This window comes from Pedobacter nyackensis (genome assembly GCF_032678475.1).
Classification (GTDB): Bacteria; Bacteroidota; Bacteroidia; order Sphingobacteriales; family Sphingobacteriaceae; genus Pedobacter; species Pedobacter nyackensis_A.
In genome coordinates, this window is record NZ_JAVTSF010000001.1 from 1,729,356 (window position 1) to 1,755,066 (window position 25,711).

The 25,711-nt window shown below is 40.6% G+C and carries 16 protein-coding genes; 6 read left to right on the forward strand and 10 right to left on the reverse strand.

The features are described from left to right. Positions 1–23 precede the first annotated feature (23 nt). From R2Q84_RS06960 to R2Q84_RS06975, 4 genes are all read right to left on the reverse strand, one after another. Positions 24–2,078 (reverse strand): RagB/SusD family nutrient uptake outer membrane protein, encoded by a 2,055-nt coding sequence (locus R2Q84_RS06960; protein ID WP_316815811.1) that lies wholly within the window; start codon positions 2,076–2,078, stop codon positions 24–26. 62 nt (positions 2,079–2,140) lie between these two features. Beyond that, complete coding sequence (locus R2Q84_RS06965; RefSeq protein WP_316815812.1) at positions 2,141–5,464, reverse strand: SusC/RagA family TonB-linked outer membrane protein; 3,324 nt, start codon at positions 5,462–5,464, stop codon at positions 2,141–2,143. Positions 5,465–6,035: 571 nt separating this feature from the next. Beyond that, positions 6,036–8,204 carry a cation:proton antiporter gene (locus R2Q84_RS06970; protein ID WP_316815813.1) on the reverse strand — a complete coding sequence of 723 codons (2,169 nt, stop codon included), beginning with the start codon at positions 8,202–8,204 and terminating at the stop codon, positions 6,036–6,038. Positions 8,205–8,221: 17 nt separating this feature from the next. Further along, the gene (locus R2Q84_RS06975) at positions 8,222–8,785 is read right to left on the reverse strand and encodes a hypothetical protein (RefSeq protein WP_316815814.1); all 564 of its coding nucleotides are present in this window, start codon (positions 8,783–8,785) and stop codon (positions 8,222–8,224) included. 92 nt (positions 8,786–8,877) lie between these two features. Here R2Q84_RS06975 and R2Q84_RS06980 point away from each other — a divergent pair, with 92 nt between their 5' ends. Further along, positions 8,878–9,969, forward strand: coding sequence for an acyltransferase (locus R2Q84_RS06980; RefSeq protein WP_316815815.1), 1,092 nt, complete (start codon positions 8,878–8,880; stop codon positions 9,967–9,969). Between the two features lie 286 nt (positions 9,970–10,255). Here the strand turns inward: R2Q84_RS06980 and R2Q84_RS06985 are convergent, their stop codons facing one another. From R2Q84_RS06985 to R2Q84_RS06995, 3 genes are read right to left on the reverse strand one after another with little or no spacing between them, the layout of a single operon-like run. Then, positions 10,256–13,444, reverse strand: coding sequence for a multidrug efflux RND transporter permease subunit (locus R2Q84_RS06985; protein ID WP_316815816.1), 3,189 nt, complete (start codon positions 13,442–13,444; stop codon positions 10,256–10,258). 24 nt (positions 13,445–13,468) lie between these two features. Continuing rightward, a complete protein-coding gene (locus R2Q84_RS06990) occupies positions 13,469–14,620 on the reverse strand; it encodes an efflux RND transporter periplasmic adaptor subunit (RefSeq protein ID WP_316815817.1) in 1,152 nt (383 codons plus the stop codon). A gap of 8 nt (positions 14,621–14,628) precedes the next feature. Next, entirely contained in the window at positions 14,629–15,978 is a 1,350-nt protein-coding gene (locus R2Q84_RS06995) for a TolC family protein (protein ID WP_316815818.1), read from the reverse strand. A 271-nt stretch (positions 15,979–16,249) separates the two neighbouring features. Here R2Q84_RS06995 and R2Q84_RS07000 point away from each other — a divergent pair, with 271 nt between their 5' ends. Both R2Q84_RS07000 and R2Q84_RS07005 read left to right on the forward strand, forming a co-directional pair. After that, positions 16,250–17,341, forward strand: coding sequence for a sensor histidine kinase (locus R2Q84_RS07000; RefSeq protein ID WP_316815819.1), 1,092 nt, complete (start codon positions 16,250–16,252; stop codon positions 17,339–17,341). Between the two features lie 10 nt (positions 17,342–17,351). Further along, positions 17,352–18,110: a LytTR family DNA-binding domain-containing protein gene (locus R2Q84_RS07005; RefSeq protein ID WP_316815820.1), complete on the forward strand. Its 759-nt coding sequence runs from the start codon at positions 17,352–17,354 to the stop codon at positions 18,108–18,110. Positions 18,111–18,133: 23 nt separating this feature from the next. Here the strand turns inward: R2Q84_RS07005 and holA are convergent, their stop codons facing one another. Then, positions 18,134–19,159, reverse strand: a complete 1,026-nt coding sequence (holA, locus tag R2Q84_RS07010; RefSeq protein ID WP_316815821.1) for a DNA polymerase III subunit delta — start codon at positions 19,157–19,159, stop codon at positions 18,134–18,136. A 65-nt stretch (positions 19,160–19,224) separates the two neighbouring features. Between holA and R2Q84_RS07015 the strand changes: the two genes are divergently transcribed. From R2Q84_RS07015 to R2Q84_RS07025, 3 genes are read left to right on the forward strand one after another with little or no spacing between them, the layout of a single operon-like run. After that, on the forward strand, positions 19,225–19,884 hold the full coding sequence (locus R2Q84_RS07015; RefSeq protein ID WP_316815822.1) for an RDD family protein: 660 nt from the start codon (positions 19,225–19,227) through the stop codon (positions 19,882–19,884). Between the two features lie 11 nt (positions 19,885–19,895). Next, a complete protein-coding gene (locus R2Q84_RS07020; protein ID WP_316815823.1) occupies positions 19,896–20,294 on the forward strand; it encodes a zinc ribbon domain-containing protein in 399 nt (132 codons plus the stop codon). A 25-nt stretch (positions 20,295–20,319) separates the two neighbouring features. Then, the gene (locus R2Q84_RS07025; RefSeq protein ID WP_316815951.1) at positions 20,320–20,781 is read left to right on the forward strand and encodes a type I restriction enzyme HsdR N-terminal domain-containing protein; all 462 of its coding nucleotides are present in this window, start codon (positions 20,320–20,322) and stop codon (positions 20,779–20,781) included. 311 nt (positions 20,782–21,092) lie between these two features. On the opposite strand, the gene R2Q84_RS07030 is transcribed toward R2Q84_RS07025, so the two are convergent. Next, on the reverse strand, positions 21,093–22,469 hold the full coding sequence (locus R2Q84_RS07030) for an efflux transporter outer membrane subunit (RefSeq protein WP_316815824.1): 1,377 nt from the start codon (positions 22,467–22,469) through the stop codon (positions 21,093–21,095). A gap of 80 nt (positions 22,470–22,549) precedes the next feature. Next, a complete protein-coding gene (locus tag R2Q84_RS07035; RefSeq protein ID WP_316815825.1) occupies positions 22,550–25,687 on the reverse strand; it encodes an efflux RND transporter permease subunit in 3,138 nt (1,045 codons plus the stop codon). Positions 25,688–25,711: the final 24 nt, after the last annotated feature.

Consider the following 25,711-nt stretch of genomic DNA (forward strand, 5'->3'; position numbering starts at 1 on the left):
TCATTATTTTAGGTCTTATTTATTTAATAACCGTTATTACCAAATTCGTTTCCATTGTTAATTGTATTCAGGAAAGAGAAAGGAATAGGCCTGTTATAGTGTTTTGCCGGATTAAAGCTTGCTGAAGCCCTGCCATTGTATTGCGCTAAGCGTGTCTCGAATGCTTTATGACGTTTCAAAAGCGCCCAGCGGTTAAATTCACCACAAAGCTCCCTGGCGTACTCATCAAAAACATCGTTCATCGTCGCCGAAGATAACATCATTCCCGTTCCCGCATTAAAATCGGCAGGATTACGGCAGGCACGTTTGCGCAGCTCGTTTAAATATCCCGCAGCAACACCTCCATTTCCACCGGATTTAAGGGTAGCTTCTGCAGCAAGCAAATAAACTTCTGCCATACGCATCACCATAATATTACCTAGTTTTTGCTGGAAGTTACCCCCTAGCCAGCCACCATCAAAATTATGATTAAACTTACTTAATGCCGGGAAAAGATTTGCCATACTTATAGGGGTCAATCCATTACCCGTAGGATTTTTATATTTGGCACCTGTTGGATCTGCCGGATCGAAAAGATCGTTGATATTAACCACAGCATATTTGCGAAGTGCTTTATCTTCAGGGCTTAGCTGATCTTTACTTAAAAATGCAAAAAACCTGTCTTCATCAACATCCAGCGGATATGGATGCACATTGGCATTTGCAACGGCAACCAAAGCAGAAGTTGCCCCGGTAGTTGCACCTTTCGGCCATACTTTTGGAATGTATTGCCAGGTTGCATTCGCTGAAGCATTTTTGGCATCAACATCTGCGTAAGGATAAATTTTCTGACCAATAAATGCGGGATTAATGCCATACTTGGTACACATTGCAGCCGTAAGAGTAACCGTAGCGCTGGCATAAGTCACATTTGCAGGCCCCGGAGGAGTTGGATTACTTGCTTTGGCCTGTTCGCCCGAATAGTTAGTAAATGCTGTAACGAATGAGTTTTCCCACCGCTTATCATAGGTTGCATTAAAGCAATTGATCAGGTATTTTGTAGGTGCAATAAATGACTGGTTCAGGCGTCCATAATAAGCATTTGATGTATTTGAACCTGCAGCCCGCTTAAAAAGATCTGTACCTGCACCAAATGCATTGTCGAGCGACGGATAATAATGCAAATAAAGGTTAGGCTTATTATTGGATGTAGCCACATCGTACGAAGGGCTATACGGGTTTAACCCATATGCAGTAAATAATGCTTCAGCATTATTTCTATTGTTAGCAGAAGCAAACACCTGGGCGAAGTCAGTGTACATGGTAGCACCGTATGCTCCTTTATTTAAAATCAGGTCTTCAGCAACTTCTTTTGCCCTCAACCAATAGCTTTTAGTTCCCTCCATTAATCCTTCGCCACCTCCTTGCGCATAAGCACGGGCAAGCAGACCCAGCGCAGATTTTTTGGTTACGCGCTGAAGATTGCCCTGATAAGGAGTTACCGACAAATCCTGGGCAGCTGTAGTCAGATCAGAGATAATCTGGGTATAAATCTCTGCAACGCTATTGCGTACAGGGTTTAAATTCTTTACAGGATCGTCAGTTGTAACCAATGGAATGGGGCCAAATTGAGCAACCAATACGGAATAATAATAAGCTCTCATTACCTTCGCTTCTGCTACAAGCGTTTTAATATCCGCAGCATTTCCATCTTTTATCAGTGGGGCAATCTGTATGGTTTTATTACAGTCCTTAATTGAACTCCAGGCATAATCCCAGGTATTGGTTACCAGGTTAAAATTATTGGTAAATTCTTCATAGGCCATTACCTGCCTGTTACTTACAGAATTTGTAGGTGAGGTCCATAAATCAGTCCCAACTTCAGATACAATCCCGTACGGCATACTGATCAAGGTGCCCCAAAGTCCTGTATAAATATTGGATTGAAACGATCTGAAACCGTTAAAATCCCTGAGCACTTCCTCTTCCGCCAGAGAAACAGGATTATACTCGTCCAATTTACATGATGGTATACTCAATATCATTAGTACGCCCAATCCACATGTACAAAATACTCTCTTTATAAATTGATTTTTCATCTTTAATTTTTTATTTGTTATGGCCACAGAACAACCATTCCCAGTCATTTATTATTTAACAATTAAAACGACACATTCAAGCCGAATACAAACTGCTTAGTCAATGGGTAATCCATCTCGCCATTCATTTCCGGATCATAATCTTTTAACAAATGGCTTTTCGTAATCACTAATGGATTGGTAAGCGTACTATAAAAACGCACTTTACGCATAGCAATCTTTTTTGCAATATTTTCAGGCAATGTATAACCCAGCGTGATGTTCTTGATTTTGAAGAATGAACCGTCCACATAATTTAGTCCTGAAAACCCTAACATACTTGAAGGTGAAGCAAGAACATTCATTACAGGAAAGTCATTGGATGGATTTTCCGGTGTCCAGTAATTAAAATCCGAAAGGAACGTTCTTGGTGGACTGGCAACAGTGGCCAATGCGCTTGGATTATACCATCCGTTCATCACATAGTTGATCGTTTGTCCCCAACGCAAATAAGAATAAATGCCCAGATCAAAATTTTTGTATTTAAAACTATTTTGGAAGCCAAGCGAAAAATCAGGTGTATTATGCCCAACTATCTGATAATCGTTAGTGTTGTTATAAGTATAAAGAGAAGATGCAGCAGTTAATGCAGGATTAAATCTTTGCGCATCAGCAAGATTGGTATAATAATATTGGTTCGTACCTTCCCTCATAAATACCCCGTCAGCCAGTTTAACAATACCAGGTGTATTGACTTTCAAGTCTCCGGGGCGTCTTCCAAATGCACCTGCATCTGCTTCCTCTCCTATTTGCCAGATTCCGTCGATCTTGAAGTTTCTGAATGAAGCAATCGGCTCGCCAATGGTCAATGAATAGTTTCCGGGTGTGCGGTTTTCTCCTGCCGCCACGTTATTGGTAATATTGTTTGCAAAACCATCAGTCAACTTTAAAATTTTCTCGTTATTACGGGCAAAAGCAATAGAAGATGTCCATTCAAAATTCTTGCTCACGATGTTACGTGTATTCATGGTGACTTCGAAACCTTTGTTATTGGTCTTTGCTAAATTGAGATAGGTTTGATAATATACATTACCGGCCCTGTATGCGCCATAAATAACTGGTGAGTTAATGTTATAGATTACCCCGTCCGTATTGGTATTGTAATAATCTATTGCCATATCAATGCGATTATTAAATAGTCCCAGATCCAGACCAAGGTTCAAACTCTTAGACTTCTCCCATCCAAGGTTTTGGTTAGTAATAAATTGTGAATTACGGTAAATAGGAACCAGTTCACCACCTAACGCCATATTAACTTGTTCAACGGCAGCAACAGAAGAATAAGGATCAATTTTTGCAGTTCCTGTAATACCCCAGGCAGCACGCACTTTCAGGTTATTGATATATTTCTTCGTACCCGCCATAAAGTTTTCATCAGAAAGCCTCCAGCCTGCAGACACCGCCGGGAAATTATCCCATCGATTAGCTTCATACAATACCGAAGATCCGTCTCTGCGTACTGAAGCCGAAAAAAGGTATTTGCCTTTATAAGCATAATTAATACGCCCCATCAAGCCAAAAGTCTTAGACATCGTATAAGATGATGTCGATGTAGTGTTCACATCGCCGCTAAATCTATACCATTTAAATTTGTTGTTCGCGATGTTGGTCTGGTTCATTTCCGTGTTCGTATTCTGGTTGTGAAAGTAAGAGGTAACACCGGTAAATGTAAAGTCATGATCGTTTCCAAGCAGGTAATTATAAGTCAAGACGTTCTCCCACTGATACTGCTGATAACGGTTTTGATTGATCCTCGCCCTCGCTGTGTTCGCATTTACGTAGGTATAATTTACCGAACCCACACCATCAAAACGATAGGTATTAGAATAATCCATACGTACACCCGCACGGCTTAAAATAGTTAACCCCTTAATTGGCCTGATCTCTAGATATGGATTAAAAAACATTTTAGTGTTATTATCTACGTTTCCATAAACTCCAGGCTGATAATCGAGTAAAAGATTGTATACGTTACTACCCAGATCAGGATTCAAAGAGCCATCAGCTTTATAGGGCTGCACCAGGGGATCGGTAACAATAGCATTTTCTAACTTATCCTGCGCTTTATCTTTATTTACATAAGACGCCTGAAGGTTAGCACCAATAGAAAGCCAGCTTCTGATCTTATGATCCAAACGCATACTTGTCGAATAAAGCTTATACTGGTCTCCAATATACTGGCCTTTCTCATCAGTTAAATTAAAAGAAACGTATGCTTTCGTAGCATCAGTCCCCCCCGAAGCAGCCAAACTATAGTTTTGCAAAGCCGCGTTTTCTCTCAGGAAAACATCCGCCCAATTCACAAAATTGCCTTCACTGAACAATTTGTACCTGGCTTCGCCAAAAATCGCTTCATCATTTGCCGGTGATTGCCATAGCGGCGGACCAGCCGCAGGAAATCCATTTGCTGCAGCAACTGCAGTGGTCACCCACTTTCTGGTTGCACCATCAAAGTTATATTTATAAGCCTCTCTTTTCGCCTCCAGATATTGGTCTTTACTAAGCGCCTCAGGAGTCACCGACCAGCCATTATAACCATAATATGAGTTGAAATCGATGTTTAATTTTCCTGCTTTACCAGTTTTTGTGGTAATGATGATTACACCATTTGCACCCGCAGCACCATATACAGCAGTTGAAGCAGCATCTTTTAATACATCTATGGTTTCAATATCATTAGGGTTCAAAGTCGCATAGTCACCAGGCAAGCCATTGATAATAAATAAAGGCAAGCCGCTGGCAGTAAACGATCTGGTTCCACGTAACTGTAAGTTAACACCCTCTCCGGCTTGTCCGGATGAACGGGTAATATCCAAACCTGCGACCCGTCCCTGCAACGATTCCATAGGATTCGGACCCGGCCTGGCGGTTATTTCCTCTGATTTTACCGACACCACAGATCCTGTAAGATCTCGTTTTTTGACAGTACCATATCCAATCACGACAACATCATCCAATTCGGAAATATCATCTCTCAGTACTACTTTCATGTTATTCGACGCGACAACCTCCACAGTTTTAAAACCAATCATACTGAACACAAGTACGCTGTTCTGATTTTCCAGGTTAATAGTAAATTCACCTTTACTATTGGTTGAAGCTGCAGCTTTAGCATTTTTAGCCTTAACGCTTACACCCGATAAAGGAAGCCCCTTATCATCAACAACCGTCCCTTTGACAGTTATTCGTTGCTGCACAAAAAAAACGGAGCTGTTGTATTTATTAGTTCCAGGCTTTCCTGCTGCGAAAGAAGCGCAGGGTAAAATTGCAAGGGCTAATAGCAATTTAGTACCAGACAGTGCCCTCCAATGGCATTTACTGAGTAATGTTTTTTGCATAATTTTCATCAATATTTGGTTAAACGTTTTGGTTTATAAATCGCAAAATTCAATACCTTATCAACCAGGAGAAAAAAACACTTCATACTTCTTATCATGAACAATACGTTCATAAATAACGCCGCAAAGATATTTATACTTGGTTTTAAGATTCCGAATAAAGCGGAGTCCTTAGTAACAAACTTAACTTTATTTATTTTTATTTTCTATTATTTTCGATTATTTTTTATTCACACAAAACAAAAGCAAACTCATAAAATCTCAACTACCAATGCCAAAAAGGAGGAATAAAGCCCAAAAAAGCGAATTAAAACAGTAAATTTCATCATTTTTTCGAAACCTAAAAAATCAACATCCCCTTATTTTTACTCAGATTTTCAGCAAATAATATTTGAATATACTAAACATTTCGATATTCCAATTATCAAAATCTTCTTTTTTCTTCTTTTATTTTCTTTTATCTTGTTTTTACTTTGTTTTGCGCGTTTTTAGAAAAACGCCATGCCATTACCGGCTAAGCATCAATCTATTGATGTCAGAAGAAAACATTTTTATTAGATATATAGGGTTGAATGAAAGCCTATTTACTTTTGAAAAGATCTTTTACAAATTTCCCGGCTTTACCAATCACACCAAACTGTTCAGTAATCGTTTCGATCAGATGACTGTCAGCCTGTTCGATATTGCCCATATTGATACCAGACTCCAACTGCTTGGGATACAATACAATCAAACTTTGCTCAGCAAAATAGTTAGATAAATAATAAGGCAGTTTGTTCAATTGTGGAATATGAGAATCATAGCCTTTACGGGATGACACAATGATAAACAGATCATTAGGCTTCAGTTCACGACTAAAAATAAGGAAATCATCCCAATTGTTAAACTCATTGAAACTTACTTTAACCACATCAGGACTTCTCTCAATAACCTTTAAGATCGCATCATTTGTAGCAGGTACACCATAGAAATTAACTGATATCCCGGCTTCCTTTGCAATCATCATCAGTTTTCTCAGCCAATGCAAAAATCCAGGTTCTGTTTCCGCGTTTGGAGGCATCGCAACCACAATTCTTTTAAAGGTATTTAGTGGCTGGGTCGGTTTATAAATATAAATCGTCTCATAAACCTTCCTGATAATATTCTCGGCCTTAGTCCCAAGGAAACTATGCTGATCGGCTTGTTTGTGCATGCCAATAACAACATCAGCTACGCTATGTTCCTTAATGGTATATACAATCCCATTACTAATGCTTGAGTCATACCTTGTTATTGGGATGATACTATTTTCAGAAGCAGCAGCATGAGCAGTGGCTTTTTCTATAATCTTTTTGGAAGCCCCTGTATGCTGATGCGTAGCAACCTCGTCAGCAATTACATTCAATGCATAAATAGAAGTATCACTTTTTTTAGATTTCAGCATAATCCCAAAATCCACCAGTTGTGTCACCATATCCGGGTAGGCCAAAGATACCAGGATCTTTTCGTTAACCTTTTCTGTAACGGCATTTGCATCCTCCTGATCCTGGTCAAGCGACATTTTTTTAGACGCCCCCTCCACCACAAAAGAACTCACACCACAACTTACCAGTATCAACAGAATGGTACCGTTTAACACATCTTCGTTCAGCAACCTGATTGGCTCCCCCGATGCGGTCTCTCCCGTGATGATATTATACCCTACCAAAATAATTGCTAAAGTCGCAGCAGCATGTGAAGAGCTTAACCCGAAGATCATTGTACCTTCTACCTTCTTTAACTTAAATATTCTTTGCGTTAGCCAGGCCGCCAGGTATTTAGTCGCCAATGCAACGAAAAGAATTACCCCTGCAACTTTCAGGGCACCCCATCCCTTCACCAATACTGTCACATCTACCAGCATGCCTACACTGATCAGAAAAAAAGGAATAAACAATGCATTACCCACAAAATCTATCCTGTTCATTAAAGGAGAACTATGCGGCACAAACTTATTAAGGACCAGCCCCGAGAAAAAGGCTCCAATAATGGCTTCAATGCCAGCTGCTTCCGCAAGGAAAGAAGCCAGAAAAACCATCGCCAGCACAAAAATATACTGAGAAATACTATCGTCAAAATGCTTAAAAAACCATCTGATAACAATAGGAAACACAGCAAAAACAATCCCTACAAAAATAAGGGTCGACACCCCCAACTGAACCCAAAAAGCAGAAGAGACATTTTCTTTGGTCATCCCCGCTATACCTGCCAGGATCAACAAGGCCAGAATATCAGTAATCATAGTCCCGCCTACCGTCATACTTACCGCTCTGTTTCTAATCACACCATATTTACTGGCAATCGGATAAGAAACCAGAGTATGAGTAGAAAACATACTTGCCAGCAATAAAGACGACAAAAAACCATAGCCCAATATGTAGTAACTGGCCAGAGAACCAAACACCAACGGAAATATGAAAGTAAGTAAACCAAATACAAGGATCCGCTGCCTGTTCTTTTTAAACTCTGCCAGGTCAATTTCCAGGCCCGCAAGAAACATGATATAAAGCAAACCCACGGTTCCAAACAAAACAATACTACTATCCCTTTTAAGCAGGTTCAATCCATAAGGTCCAACAATTACACCGGCTATAATTAAACCGATAATATGAGGGACTTTTATTTTATTAAATAGTATGGGAGCAAACAGAATGATAAACAGAACCAGTGAAAAAATAATAACCGGGTTCTGTAAGGGTAAGGAAAAATCTAAAGAAGATAATAAAATCATAAGCTACAATGTGAACACTACTTTAACTTCCTGGCATTTAACACATAAACTATTTTACACGATTTCTGTCGGATTTCCCTGATGCCATCCATTCTACCCTCAGTAATAAAATTAAGGGTTGCACCAATGAGCGCATCAGCATTGGGCTTTTCATCAACAATTTTCAACGTATTGTTTTTGTAGGTACCTACATATACCCTGATCAGTACCGGGCCGGAATAAGCCCGAACCGTAAATGTATTTTGTTTATAACTGATATGCCACTGTTCCGTCTTTGTATCGCCTATTGCCGAACCATCACAACTGGTTTCCGTACAGCTCATCCTTACATTCCATTTACCCATGATTGCCGGATTATAAACCGCCCCCGAATCGAGATGGTTCTTTACGCTATCAAAAGATACCTTTTCATTCTCCAGCTCCTGCTCCCTCGCCTTTAACTGCTGTTCCCAGGCCATTAACTCCTGCTCTTTTTTTGTAATTTCTTCTTGTTGCAGTTTTAATTTCTTTTCACGCTCATTCAGTCCGCAACTCTGCAAAAAAACAATCATTATAAACAAAAGGATGGAAATTGGCTTCATAGGCTTACAGTTAAATTCTTCAGTCATGGCTATAAAACTACAAAAATTCGACCAATACCTGATTTTTTCAATAGAATGGCTATTATTGTAGAATGCACACACATGAATTAAACCCGGAAATTTTAAAAACCAAACATCATTTTGAAATCCTCGACGGATTAAGAGGAGTAGCAGCAATAGCAATTGTCGTATTCCACTTTATGGAAATAGTATACCTGCCCGACAAAAACTTCATTGCACATGGCTTTTTAGCCGTAGATTTCTTCTTCTGTTTATCAGGATTTGTAATTGCCTATGCTTATGACGACCGGATCGGCAAAATGGGTATCAAAGAATTTTTCAAGTCCCGACTGATCAGGTTACACCCATTGGTAATCATCGGAACAGTTTTGGGATTACTGGCTTTTCTCTTTAATCCATTTGCAGGCATACCTGAAGGATATACTGCGGGAAAAATAGCATTGATTTTTTTAGCAACACTCCTGATGATCCCTAACCCGGTGATGGCCGATCGTTATTTTAACGTTTTTGGGTTAAATGCACCTGCCTGGTCACTATTTTGGGAGTATATAGCCAACATTATATACGCCTTGGTGCTTTATCGGTTAAAACGTAATGTTTTACTGGTCCTGGCGGCAATTGCAGCAATTACGCTTTGCTACGTAAGTCACCGTGCTGGCGGCAGCTTGTTAGGTGGATGGGCAGGTGAAAACTTTTGGGACGGCGGTGCCAGAATAGCTTATTCATTTCTTGCAGGAATGCTCATCTTCCGTTTCAACTGGATCATCAAAAACAAACTGGGCTTTTTTGGACTATCGGTCTTATTGTTACTGGCTTTTCTATTGCCACATAGTGAATGGAACTGGCTTACACAATTAGTGGTAGTACTTGTTTACTTTCCCATGCTTGTCGCAATAGGTGCGGGCGCAAACCTTTCTCAACACTTAAAAGCTATTTGTGTATTTTTAGGTAAGCTATCCTATCCGCTATACATGACACATTATGCCGTAATGTGGATCTTCGCAAGTTACTACACCACTTACAAACCCAGCTTCACATTATTGGTAACCATTATCATTGGTGGCACAGCCTTGTTAATTGGTTTTGCTTATCTGGTTATGAAATTTTATGACAGTCCTGTTAGAGCGTATTTAACCAGCAAAAGAAAAAAGGTCAGCAACTAAAAGCATGGTCAGGGAAGGGTTCGGTAAGCCTTTGTAATGACTGCGCCCTGCCTGAATAATTCCAACGCGGTGAGTCCACCTTTTTCCTGTAAAAAGGCGGACTCACCGCGGACTCATGGCGGACTCACTGTGCTCTCACTGCGAACTCATACCTAAGCCTTCCTTACCCTTGTCTTATCCTGTTATAGCTCCTATACAAAATGTAGGTAAAAAATAAAAAGGCTGCATCATCGTCATGATGATACAGCCTTCCATTACCGCTAAAAATTAGCGGATTTATTAATATTTATGCTTCAATATCCGGATCTGCATGCAAAGTATCTTTGTGTGCATCTGCGTTGTAACCAGTTTCCAGCTCGGCCAGCTTCTGCTTTCCATAAGCCAGTTTTGTAATCAACACAAACAATACCGGTACAATAAACACAGCCAGAATAGTTGCCGACAACATACCAGCTGCCACTGTCCAGCCAATGGTTTGTCTGGATACCGCTCCTGCTCCTACCGACAACACCAAAGGAATAACCCCTAAGATGAATGCCACAGAGGTCATCACAATTGGCCGTAACCTCAGCTTAACAGCCTCCATTGTTGCAGGAATAAGTCCCATTCCCCAATCTACACGTTCCTTCGCAAATTCGACAATCAGAATCGCATTCTTTGCAGAAAGTCCGATCAGCGTAATTAAACCTACCTGGGCATAAATATTATTATCCAGATGAGGAAGGAACATCAATGCCAGAATAGCACCAAATAAACCTAAAGGAACACTTAGTAAAATTGAAAAGGGAACAGACCAACTCTCATATAAAGAGGCTAATAAAAGGAATACGACAACAATAATTAGTGCAAATATAACTGTGGTACTGTCCCCTGCTTCTTGTTCCTGCTGACTCATTCCAGAAAAGTTGTAATTGTAACCGGTCGGTAGGTTTTCAGCAGCTGCTTTCTCTAAAGCCGCCAATGCCTCACCACTACTCTTACCCGGTTTTGCAGCACCACTAATCTCAATGGATCTGAACAGGTTATAATGGTTAATAACAGAAGGGTTCTCTATCTTTTTATAAGAAACCATTGTACTCAATGGAACCGGAACCCCTTTTATGTTTTTCACATAAATCTGGTTTAAATCCTCAATCTTACTTCTGTAATTCGTATCGGCCTGGGCAACAACCCTAAAGCTCCTACCATATTTGGTGAAATCATTAATATAAGCACTACCAAAGTAAGAAGATATCGTACTGTAAACTGTACCGATAGATACGCCCATCTTCTTCACCTGGTCCCTGTCTACGTGAATCTTATAGTTCGGTGTGTTGGAATTAAATAAAGTATAAGCCATACCAATAGCCGGATCCTGATTAGCAGCTCCTAAAAACTTACCAACAACCTCCTGGAATTTTTTAATATCACCAGTTTGCTGCTCCTGAATCTGCATGGTAAAACCACCGCTGAAACCTAAGCCCGGAATTGGAGGCGGTTGTACCGCGATCAAATGACCTTCCTTATCACCAGCAAAAGCCCTTTGTACATTAGCTACAACAGCTGACACATCTGTTTTACGGTCATTCCAATGGTGTAACTGCACAAAGAATGTAGCTGCATTGGATTTAAATGAACTATTCAAAATGTTCATTCCCGAAATAGAGGTTACGTTTTTAATTTCAGGGTTCTCCTTACGGATCGTCTCAATAATCCTGGCTACATAAGCATCAGTTCTTACTGCAGATGAACCTTCTGGCAAAGTAGCACCCATAATAAATACCCCGGCATCCTCATTAGGAATAAACCCTGATGGCTTTGCACTAAACATACCAACAGTACCTACATAAATACACACCAGTAATACCATTACTAAAGGCGCCTTTTTCAAACACCATTGTACACCTTTAGAGTACTTACTGGTTACACGGGCAAACCATGCATTAAACTTGTAGAAAAATTTATTTAAGCCTTTTGAGTTTTTATCAATGTTCATCGGCTTTAACATCAATGAGCACAACGCAGGTGTTAACGTCAATGCAATAAATGCCGAGATCAATACAGATATCGCAATGGTGATGGCAAACTGCTGATACAACTGCCCAACCATTCCTGGAATAAATCCTACCGGAACAAATACCGCAGCCAGAATTAAAGCGATAGCAATAACCGGTGCTGTAATGTCTTTCATCGCTTTCATGGTTGCTTCCTTCGCAGACAAGCCCTCATGGTCCATATAATGCTGTACCGCCTCCACCACAACGATAGCATCATCTACCACAATACCGATGGCGAGGACGAAACCAAACATGGTCAATACGTTTACCGAGAAGCCTAGCAGGTTAAAGAAGATAAAAGTACCAATAATCGAAACCGGGATCGCCAATACAGGGATTAATGTTGCCCTCCAGCTTTGAAGGAACAGGAATACGACTACGGTTACCAATATCAGTGCCTCAATCAGTGTTTTAACCACACCATCGATAGACACATTTACAATAGATACCGTTTCGTATCCGATCGTATAATCCAAATCCTCAGGGAATGATTGCTTTAACTTATCAAGTGTTTTTATAATCCCCTCATAAGTTTGTACAGCATTACCACCTGGAGTCTGGTTAACACCCATCATTGCTGCCGACTTACCATTAATCTGCGCATTGATACTATAAGCAAATTCGCCCAGTTCAATTCTTGCAACATCTTTCAAATATACTGCTGAACCATTTTCAGAAGTCTTTACAATAATGTTCCTGAATTCTTCTTCAGTGCTCAGGTCACCATCCATAATTACCGAGAACTCGAAAGTCTGGTTACCTTTCTGAGGTGGCCCACCTACACTACCACCGGGAATACGGGTGTTCTGCTCCTGAATAGCTGCAGAAACCTCTGCCGGGGTAATGCCCATTGATGCCATTTTATTTGCATCTAACCATACACGCATACTGAATGGCTGTCCAAAAGCCATTACGTCCCCTACTCCTTTAACCCTTAAAAGGGCATCTTTCAAATATAAATTGGAATAATTAGACAAGAACTTTTGGTCGTAGGTACCCTTAGGAGAATACAAACCAAGTACCATCAACATATCTGTATTGGCCTTTTTAGTCGTAACCCCCAACCTTCTTACCGCTTCCGGCAATGAAGGTTCAGCAATACCAACACGGTTCTGCACATCCAGCGCAGCAATATCAATATCTGTTCCTACTTCGAAAGTTACCGTAATGGTCGACCGCCCATCGGCAGTACTTGACGAGGTCAGGTACTTCATACCTGGCGTGCCATTAATCTGGCTTTCAATAGGTGTTGTTACCGTTTGTTCAACGGTCTGTGCATCCGCACCGGTATAAGTGGCACTCACCGTTACTGTGGGTGGTGCAATATTTGGGTACTGGCTTATAGGTAGCCCGGTGAGTACAATGATACCCACCATAACGATCAGTATGGAGATAACAATCGCCGTTACCGGACGTTTTATAAAAACTTCTGAAATCATAATGTCTGACTAATATTTTAGAAACTATTTTTTTGCAGATTGCGTACTGGCAACCTCTGGAGCAGCTGTTGTTGGCTGAACTACTGCACCTGGTCTTAGGTTCTGCGCTCCTTCCGAAACGATTACCTCACCAGCCTGCAAACCATTCAACACCACAATCTTTTCTCCTGCTTCTGGTCCAAGCTTAATGATACGTTGCTGCGCTTTACTACTGTCACCAACTACATATACCATATACTCACCCAATTGCTCCGATACGGATTTATAAGGAATGGTCAGTTGTTTTGTTTCGGCTTTATTTAAAACCCTTACGTTACATGTCATTCCGGTCAGCAGCATACCTGATGCATTAGGATAACTGATCCTTACTTTAATCGTTCCTGTTCCAGGGTCTACTGCGCGATCTACCGCTACAATTTTACCTGCCATTTTATACACGCTTTTATCCTGAAGCTCGATACTGAAAACAGAATCTTTTACAGTCGACTGCGATTGTTGCAGCTTAATAAAACGTGGAATATCTTTTTGATTTACCGCAATATCAACTGCAATCGGGTCATTCGTAGATACCGTATTTAACAAGGTAGATCCCTGAACCACCAATGCACCGGCCTTTACCTGCGAAATGCCAATCGTACCACTTAGTGGCGAAACGATAACCGAGCGGTTAAGGTTTGCTTTTGCGGTAGCTAAATTCGCTTCTGCAACAGCAACCTGAGATGCCGCATTGATCATATCAGTTATTGCATAATCTACACGTTGTTTGGCAACAGCTTCCTGTTTTGCTAAGTTTGTATAGCGCTCTGCATCCTTTTTAGCTTTGCTGTGGTTTGCTTTAGCAACTTCAACATTTGCTTTTGCTGAATTATAGGCCGCCAGATAATTGGTGCGGTCAATTTCATAAAGCTTTTGTCCTTTAGTTACTTTCTGCCCATCCGTTACAAAGATCGCTGTCACATAACCACCAACTTCAGCTCTTAGTTCAACTTCATTTAGAGCTACAACCACACCTGGATAGGTGTCAACAGTGGTAACGTCGTCTTCAGCTACCGTATAAACACTTACCGGAGTAGCTGCCGGAGCTGCCATTTGCGCAGGTTTTTCTGAACTCCCGCATGATGCTAGAATAGCAGCGCCTAATATTAAAATGCCTGGTTTTATCGAATTGAATTTCATTGCTGATTTTATTGAGTAATGGTTATTGTTCCTAATGCTTGTTGCACGTCTAATTTTGCCGAAAGCAAGCTGTAAAGTGCGTTGAGATAATTGAGTTGTGAAGTTCTTAGATCCGTTTCCGCTGTCATCAGATCCAGGTATGTTTTAATCCCCTCATCATACTGTAACTTAATCGTTCCATAAACTTGTTTAGAGATTTCAACATTTTCGTTTGCTGTTTTCCAGTCGTTTAAACCTGCTTTGTACGTAGACAATGCCTGTTCATATTGTGAATTGATCTGATTTCTGGTATTCTCCAAATCATAGTCGATGCGTTTTTCCAGCAACTGCGACTTACGAATTTCCTGTGTACGCTTCGTTCCCTGAAAAATAGGGATGTTCAATTTCAATCCTGCAACCGATCCGGGGAATGACTTGTTATATAAATTACCAAAATCATTGTTCAGATAATTCCAGCTATAATTTACAAAGCCGGATAACTTAGGCATATAAGCCAGTTTATTATAAGAAGTATTGATCTGTTGTAGCTGACGTTGCGTTTCCAGTTGTCTGTATTCGATTCTATTTTGTGGATTAAGTACCTGTGCTGTATCTAACAACACATCTTGCTCCATCCCCTTATCGTTAAAAACGAGGCTCAGATCTCTACCTGCATCATAACCAATAAGGGATTTTAAATAAGCATACTTATATTTTAACAACTCCTGCGTCCTTTTTCTGTCCGCCTTTGCATTACTTAAACTAATCTGGGCTCTTTGGAAATCAGTTTTATCAACCAGCCCCACATCAAACTGAGCTTTAGCATCTCTGAATTGTTTTTCTAAACGTGCAATGTTTTCAGCAATGATTTTAAATTGCTCCTGACTGGTCAGGATATCATAAAATGCTTTACTTACTTCTACTACTGTAGTAATCTTAGTGTTTTCAGTACTTTGTTTGTACTGTTGCCTGTAATACTTTGCCGATTTTGAAGCCTGAATTAAGCCCGCATTTAAAAGCTGCTGATCAGCTTGCAAAGTAAGTCCAGAGGTATTTTTAGTACCAAATGTCATGTAACTAGTCTCACCATTGGTAGTCAGCGCATTTACCTGCTGCTTAATGTTGTGGTTAAAATTAGCGTCGGCATTCACCTGTGGCATCCAGCCGGAAAGTGCTGATTTGATATCGCGCTCGCCAATTTCTTCATCCAGCAAAGTCTGCTTTACACCGGGTTTGTTTTTAAGCGCATAGTTAATCACATCCTGCAACGTAGCCTGCTGCAATACTGTCTTTGTGCTGTCGGTCTGCGCAAAAATATGCGAAGGAATGAGGACTGCGCCCAGCACACAAAGTAAAAATGATATTTTATTAAGATTCATAATGTCTTTCGAATTGAGAATTTTGAAGCTGCAAAAGTAATTTTATCTCAAAGCGTCGATTGTAAAAGTTGACCGAACTCCTCTATTTCGAGACTGAACCGACACATGAACAAACTCAAATGAAAATTCATTTATGTAAATTTATATATCGTTAAGGGTGGCGTTTGAGTAGCAGGATTATCCGTTCTGGCTTTAAGTTTCAGGGCATTCAGTTAATTTTACGAATCAGATTGGCATTTAAGTGGTATCCTTGTATATTAAGTTCGTAAAAATGACGTTAAAGAAAGATTCACAAGACTTCTATAAGTATTTCAGGTTTATCATTATCCCTGTGATATTTATTGGCTTTTATTTACTGGCCTATATGATAGACCCGTACAGGCCATGGTCGGACTTCTTTAAAAGAAACACTACCGAAATCCTTACGGAATGGGTATTCGTTTCAATCTTCTGCTTACTGATTACTGAGATCAGTTTAGCCATTGCAAGGGCACTTGACCGTAAACTACCCTGGATGGAGTATCCACTGTCCAGGTTCTTTCTTCAACTTAGCATCCAGATTCTCACGTCTATAGTATTCCTTTACATCTATTTACAAATCACATTAACGTTTTTTGGAGGAGAAACAAGACTGGACGATTTGAATTCACTGGCATTGAGACAGTCGTTTGTAGTGAGCACAATCTTATCTGTACTGATCAGCTTGATTTTTACGGGCAATTTCTTTTTACAACAATGGAAAGCCGCTATGATCGAAACTTCAAATTTGAATTTAAAAGCTGCAGAACTTAAGCAGATTGCGCTCGAATCCGAGTTGCAATCGCTCAAAATGCAGCTTGACCCCCACTTTATGTTTAACAACTTCAGCACACTTTCTGCGCTGATTGCTGATGATCCTAACGCTGCCCAGCATTTTCTGGAAAACCTATCTCGCGTATATCGGTACATGATCATCAATGTTCATAAAAATATCATTTCCGTGGAAGAAGAGATTGGTTTTGCTCATGCCTATTTTTACCTCATCAAAATCCGTCTTGGCGAAAACATAAAAATGCAAATCACTTTAAGTGATGAAGTGCTAAAAAAAGGAATTCCCCCTATCACCCTACAACTGTTGATAGAAAATGCGATTAAACACAATACTGCATCCCGCTCTAAACCATTGACCATAAACATTGATGAGGATGAAGAGAAAAACCTGGTGATCACCAACTCGCTGCAGCGACTAAATTATAACATCCCCTCAACAGGTACCGGGTTAAAAAATATTGAAAGCCGCTATCGTTTACTATCCGACAAACTACCAGAGGTTACGGAAACAGAGAATCTGTTTATCGTGAAACTACCACTAATGAACATTTAAAATACCAGCAATGAAATTACTGATTATCGAAGACGAGATACATAATGCAAATAGATTACAGGCGATGATTAAAGAACTTAATCCGGATGTTTCTATTGTTGGTGTTTTGGAAAGTGTGGCCGACAGTATTGAATGGTTTTCACAAAACCCACAGCCAGATCTCATTCTAATGGATGTTCGGCTGGCAGATGGCCTTTGCTTTGAAATTTTTCCGGCATGTAACATTACAACCCCGGTTATATTTACCACTGCATACGATGAATATGCCATACGAGCTTTTAAAGTAAACAGCATTGATTATCTGCTGAAACCTATTCACAAGCAAGAACTTGCAGGAGCATTGGCAAAATACAAACAGCTTACAGGTCAGCAGCAAGCCGATCCTATGATTTCTGACCTGATCGACATCATTAAAAAACAGGATCCTGTTTATCGCTCCCGCTTTTTAATTCAGATAAACGATGGTTATAAAACAGTTGTTGTAAAAGACATTGACTACATCTACTCTGAATTTAAAATTACCCACCTGGTGCTTAACCAGGGACAGGAACATGCAGTTCCTTATACCATGGATGAAATGGAAGAGCAGTTAGATCCCACGTTATTTTTTAGGGCAAACAGGCAACACATCATCAGCATCAACAGTATAAGAGATATCCATAACTTCTTTAACGGGAAACTGAAAGTAATTTTACACAAATATCCAGATGCTGAAATCTTTATTAGCAGAGAAAAGGCCGCCGCATTTAAGCAATGGCTTGATCAATAAGAAAATTGACTTGATAGTTAATGCTAGTGCAGCATTTTAAACAACAGTTCTTTCAACAGCTCCCCATCAGTGGTATTTCCTGTACTGTCTACCCCCTTGCTCTTTAAATCATACTCCCGCATCAGGCTGATGATATCAAAAGTTTTGGGTAAGCTGTAACTACGCGCAGCGGTTTCAAAATCCTTAACAAAAAAAGGGTTTACTCCCAGCTCCTTAGCTGCATCGCCTTTGTTGGGCAGGTAATGATATTTCAATATTTTGGTGAAATAAGCGTTAAGGTTGGCCATTACCATCACCATAGGATTAGCCTTCGGATTATCAGCAAAATAATTGATGATCTGGTTACATTTCAACACATTCTTTACCGCTAGGGCTTTTTGCAGTTCAAATACATTGTACTCCTTACTGATACCTATATTTTTCTGAACGATATCTGTATCAATAGTGGTTTCTTTACCAATATTTAAAAGCAGCTTTTCTACTTCGTTGGCAATTTTAGAAAGATCAGCCCCAAGGTATTCTGCCATTAAGGCCGATGCCTGTGGTGCTATTTTATATCCTTTTTCCTTTACCAGCTCATCAATCCATTGTGCAAGCTTATAATCACGCACCAGGTCTGACTGGAAAACCACGCCATTCTTGTCAATCGCTTTATAGATCTTTTTACGTTTGTCAAAATTAGCATATTTATAACCCAGCACCAGAATGGTACTTGGCAGTGGCTTTTCGAAATAACTCAATACAAACTCAGCCGTTTTACTGCTACCTTCAGTTTCCTTGGCCCACTTCAAATCCTGTGCTTCTTTTACAACGATCAGCTGATAATCAGACATCATCGGATAGCGCTTTGCAGCATTCATAACCGTAGCCATATCGGTATCCTTCCCATACAAAACGGTTTGGTTAAATCCCTTCTCCATATCATTCAGAATGTGTTCTTCCATATAATGGATAATCTGATCTATATAGTAAGGTTCCTCACCATGTAACAGGTAAACAGGCTTAAATTTCCTTGCTTTAATGTCTTTTATTATGTCCGCAGCACTCATATAATGCCGTAAACTTAGATAAAAAATTTGTCTACTTTTGCACAATCTTCATTTAAACCTACGCTATGAATAATTTATGTCCAATATGTAAAAACAGCTACCCGCCTGATGTAAAATTCTGCATCAACGATGGTGCAAGATTGATTGCGACAGACAGTTCAACAGAACAAAACGGACCACAAATTCACAATCCTTTTGAACCAAAAATCCGCAATCCTTTTGAACCCGAAAAAGATGTACCTTTTGAACGCAGGGTACAAACCGGCCAAACTTATTACAAGGCCCAAATTGGCAATAGGATAGCAGCGGCACTATTAGATGGTTTAATTTTCGTCGGATTGACCATCCCTGCCTTAATCGCTTTCCTTTTTGCTTTTATTAGCGCCTATGGAAACGAAGAGGAGGCCGCAATTGCATTATGTGTGCTGGGGGCGATATTAACACTTATACCTTTAGGTTTTCAACTTGCAAAAGATGGATTCGGAAAAGGGCAGAGTCCGGGAAAAAAGGCAATGAAGCTCATGGTTATCGATCTGGAAACCAATATGCCCTGCAACAAACAGAAATCTTTTTTAAGAAATATCATTGTCCTGCTGATCAGCTTAGTACCAGTTATTGGCAGCCTCATTGAGCCTATTATGGCACTGGCTACTAACGATGGCAGAAGATTAGGCGACCGGGCTGCAAATACTATGGTTATCGATAAAAACCAATACTTTAGCTAAACCTACCTCATATGAACTGCATAAAATGTAATACACCCAATATTCCTGAAGCAAAATTCTGTAAAAACTGTGGAGCAAACATCATTACTCCCGAGATACAGGCTAAAACGGATAATCACACCATCAAATCGTTGTTGATCATTATTGGAATAGATTATCTGCTTTCCACGATCATGTTCCTTATTCAAAAGCTGGTAACCCCATATATATCAGACAGTGGAGGAGATTTTGCGCGAATCGATCTGATCTATAAAGTATATGGCTGGACATCAGACATTGTCACTTTAGCCGCAATGATATTCTTCCTGGCTACCATTAAAAATAATACCGTTAAAACCGCCTTGATTGCATTCATCGTTTTAAGGTTTATATTTATGATTGGCTATAGATTAACTCCATTTATAATGTAGTAACCCAATGCAGCGAAGCAAAAGTATGTCGTTTACCCCCACACCTCTTAACTTACCTGAATACCCTTTTAAAATAACATTAAAAGACGCGCAGCATTTTATATTTGATGAGGTAAGAAAGAAACACCTGGTATTAACACCTGAAGAATGGGTCAGACAGCATTTTATACAATACCTTGTTGTTGTAAAGAAATTTCCTAAAGCCCTCATTCAAATTGAAGGGGGCTTAAGCCTCAATAAGCTTCAAAAAAGAACCGACATTGTGATTTTCAACAACCAGGGCGAAAGGATCATGGTGATAGAATGTAAAGCCCCCGCTGTAAAATTATCACAATCGGTATTTGACCAGGCAGCGAGATATAACTCTGTACACAAAACCAAATGGCTGGTCGTAACGAATGGTTTAATGCACTGCTACGCAATTATTGATCATCAGGCCGGACAGTTTGCTTTTATTGAAGAATTGCCGGAGTATAGTCTGCTGTAATGTGTCAAATTAAGGCACAAAAATAAAGGACAAAATAAACCATTCTACTCTAAGGCTGGCATTTAACTCGGAGACTGTTGTTAATTTTAATGGTCTCGTTGAGCTCCTTTCAGTCGGTTTTTTTTGAAGGGAAAAAGCGCCTGAGGCCTTTTCGTAGAAGGTATATTTTGTTTCAAAGCATCACGCAACCTTTCATAACACCACTGTTCTGGCCACTCTCATTGAACGGAAAAATTACCTTCTCTGAAAGAGCCTTAGCGCTCTTTGCTCCCCTTCAGGAGCCTAAGAGATGCAGCTCTTGAGGAGAACGGTCATTTTTCACCCCCACCCAAGGAACGATACAATGCAATTACCGCCTGCCATTGCTGCAGCTTATCATCAACATCTTCAAGCTGTGCAGCAAGCAAATTCTGCTCAGAAGTTAATACATCCGTATAATTTGTTGCAGAGCTATAACGCAAGAGCTTCTTGGTAAAATCAACCGACTTTTGAAGTGCCGCCAATTGTTTCACACGAATACTTTGTTGCGTGATGGCCGTTTGATAAGCAAAAAGGGCATTTGACACTTCTTCACCTGCTGTTAATAGTGATTTCTGGAAGTTCAAAGCAGCTTCTTGTTGTACGGCTTTAGCAGTCGTTAGCCTTGCTTTGTTTGCACCTTTACTAAATATAGGCTGCGCAATTCCTGCTGCAATATTGCCGAACAAACCATCAGGAGTTAACCAATCCTTTAGACTAAAGCTGGTAAAACCACCTGCGGCAGTTAAGCTTATAGAAGGATAGAATAATTTACGGGCCACATTCGTATTTTCAAAAGCAGCCATAAAAGCGTATTCAGCCTGTTTTACATCCGGTCTGTTTTGCAACAGCTGAGCAGGAACCCCTGCTTTCAAATCTACCAGCAGGTGCTGATCATTTAAAGCGGTTCTTTTAATCGGACCTGAAGGTTTTGCAAGCAAGCCATTCAAGCTGTTTTCCACCTCCCTGATCTGCTTCTTTAACTTTGGAATAGCTACTTCAGCTGCATACATACTGGCTTCACTCTGCACTTCCGCAGCACCAGTCACAATGTTCGCAGCTTTTAATGACTTCATCGTATGTACATCGGTTTTCCTGTTGTTTACAGTTTGTTCCAGGATAATTAACTGCTGATCCATAGCCAGCAACGTAAAATAACGATTGGCGATGTCAGCTATCAATTGGGTTTGAATCGCTTTGCGCGCCTCGTCTGTTTGTAGCATATTCGCCAGGGCAGCACGTTTCGCACTTTTCAGTTTTCCCCAAATATCAGCTTCCCAGCTTGCTGTTAAACCTAAATCGTACTGAGTAGAAGAATTGATAATCCCGAACCCTTGTGGAAAGGCAAGTTTAGATTGTTTAACACTTGCACTCCCGTTCAAATCAGGTAAAAAAGCAGCTTTACTTTGTCTATGACTAGCCTCAGCAGCAATAATGCGCTGATAAGCGATCTTCAGGTCAATGTTTTGCGCCAATCCCCGTTCTATTAATCCAGATAATACAGTATCCGAAAACAACTTATTGAAGGGCAATGAAGCTACATTACTCGTATCCGTGCCGGTATAATCCCGGTACAGATCTGCCGTATTTAAATGCGGCTTTTGGTAGGGTTGCGACACCTTGCAGGAAGCAAGAATGAGCAACGATAAAATTCCTATATATGGTTTCATTAATCTATATTTTAATTTGATTAAACTGCTCCGGATAAGACATCGTCCATCCTCATCCGGAACAGCTTAAATGATTCGTTTTATGCTTCAGCTTCCCTGGTTTTCGGAGCACCACTAATCTTTTCCTGCAGCGATTGAAAAACCACAAAAAGTACTGGAATTACAAACACCCCGAATACAGTTCCGATCAGCATCCCTCCCACAGCCGCAGTTCCAATTGAGCGGTTACTAATCGCACCGGCCCCTGTGGCCAGCATCAATGGCAATAAACCAAAAATGAAAGCAAAGGAAGTCATCAGGATAGGTCGTAACCTCGCTGTTGCACCTGCAATGGCCGATTGGATCAGGTTCCTTCCGCTCAATCTGTGCATCAGGGCAAACTCTACAATCAGGATCGCATTTTTAGCCAATAGACCGATCAGCATGATCAAACTGATTTGCAGGAATATATTGTTATCCAGGCCAAACAAACGGGCAAACAGGAATGCACCTGCCAAACCAATTGGTAAAGAAAGCAGCACGGAGAAAGGTAATATATAACTCTTATACTGCGCACTCAGCAGGAAGTAAATGAACAACAAACTCAGGATAAAAATCAGGAGCGTTTGATTTCCACTAGAAAGTTCCTCCAGCGTTAAACCCGAGAACTCAAAAGTATATCCCTGTGGTAATGTCTGTGCCGCAACTTCCTGGATAGCTTTAATTGCATCTCCGGAACTGTAGCCAGGCTTTGGCGCCCCGTTCACCGCACCTGCGGTAAACAGGTTAAAGCGGTTGATAAACTCAGGCCCATAAGTCTTTTTAAGCGTTACAAATCCGGTAATCGGGGCCATTACGCCTTTATCATTCCGTACAAAGATTTTGCTCAACGATTCCTTATTGGTCCTTTGCGAAGCCTCAGCCTGGATCATTACTTTGTATTGCTTACCAAAGCGGTTAAAATCCGACGCATAAATACCGCCAAGATAACCTTGCAAGGTTTCCAGTACCGTATTTACCGCCACACCCGCTTCCTTACACTTCGCTACATTTACACTCACTTCATACTGAGGGAAACTCGTATTGTAAGAAGTTGCCGCATACATGATCTCCGGACGCTGGTTTAAAGTTCCCATAAACTTACCGATTACGCCATCAAAAGCTTTATAACTTCCACCTGTCTTGTCCTGCAACTGAAATTCAAAACCATCATTATTACCAAACCCCTGTAAGGTAGGCGCCGCAAAAAAGATAATATTAGCTCCTTTAATATTTGCCGTTTTGGCAAACAATTGTCCGACAACAGATTTAATGTCCTGTCCTTTTTTTGTACGCTCAGCCCATGGTTTAAGGCGTATAAAAATAGCCGCATAAGAACTTCCCGTTCCACTCATCAGGTCCATACCTGCAAGTCTTGACGACAGTTCTACTTCGGGAATGGAACGCGCAATACTATCAATCTGATTCGCAATCAACTCTGTACGCTCCAGCGACGTTGCCGGAGGAAGGATCACGTTTCCATAAATAGAACCACTATCTTCATTTGGCACAAAACCCGTTGGGGTAGTTTTTACCAGGAACCAAAACAATACAGAGAACAATGCAATACCTGCAAAAGCAATCCATTTTTTGTTGATCAGAAATACGACCGACTTTTTATAACGGGCAGTCATCGCTGTAAACGAAGCATTAAAACTATCGTAAAACCTTTGCATGAAACCCTTTTTAGGCTGGTCATGTGCCTGGTGGGGCTTCAGCAATAAAGCACATAAAGCAGGGCTCAAAGTCAGCGCATTAACTGCTGATATGATAATTGCAACAGCCAACGTTAAACCGAATTGCTTGTAAAATACACCGACCGATCCGGTCACAAAAGTTACAGGAACAAATACCGCAGCCATAATCAAGGTAATGGAAATAATAGCGGTACTAATCTCACTCATCGCATGCATAGTGGCCTTCCTGGCCGATTTAGCCCCCTGATCTAATTTCGCATGCACAGCCTCGACCACTACAATCGCATCATCTACCACAATACCGATGGCGAGCACCAGGGCAAATAAAGTCAGCAGGTTAATCGTAAAGCCAAACAGCTTCAGGAAAAAGAAAGTTCCGATAATAGCAACCGGCACAGCGATAGCCGGGATCAATGTAGAACGGAAATCCTGCAGGAAAATAAAAACCACGATAAACACCAGGATAAATGCCTCTATAATGGTAAATATCAGCTTAGAGATGGAAGCATCCAGAAACTCATTGGCATTGGCAAACACTCCTATCTTAATCCCTTTAGGGAAAGTCTTTTCAGCATCCTTCAATATCTGCTCACACTGCTTAATGATTTCATGCGCATTGGAGCCGGAAGTCTGACTAACCGCTACATACGGCGACTCCTGTCCCTGTGCGGTCAAAGTACTCGAATAAGTAAATGAACCCAGGTTAATGTCGGCCACATCCTTCAATTTAAGCACCTGTCCGCTGCCAACCGATTTAAGGATAATATTCTCAAATTCCACAGCCTTTTCAAACCTGCCTGTATATTTTAAGGTATACTGAAAACTCTGATTACTGTTCTCCCCTACCTTACCTGGTGCGGCTTCAATATTCTGTTCAGCCAATGCATTCACAATATCGCCGGGGATAAGACCATAGGCAGCCATTGCATCCGGTTTTAACCAGATGCGCATGCTATAATCCTTGCCACCATACACCTGGGCATCTCCGATTCCCTGAATCCTTTTAATCTGAGGAATGATATTGATCTTCAAATAATTGTCCAGGAACTTCTGGTCGTACTTACCATCTTCACTATATAGCAGGAAACTAAAAACCTCACTATTCAACCTTTTGCTGGTCGTAATCCCCATTTTTATCACCTCTGCAGGCAATAAACTGGTTGCTTTGGTAATCCGGTTCTGCACATTAATGGCAGCCATATCTGGATCTGTACCTTGCTTAAAATTAATGGTAATACTTGCACTTCCATCGTTACTGGCTTTGGAAGTCATGTACGTCATATTCTCTACCCCATTGATTTGTTCTTCCAACGGTGTAATTACACTTTTCATCACCACATCGGCACTTGCTCCCTGGTAAGCGGTGCTTACCTCAACTGCGGGCGGCGCAATATCCGGGTACTGGGATATGGGCAGCGAAAACAAACCCAGCAAGCCCAGTATGACAATGATTATCGATATGACAGTCGATAATACTGGATTGTCTATAAACTTCTTTAACATAATTGTTTAATATTTTGTATCAAT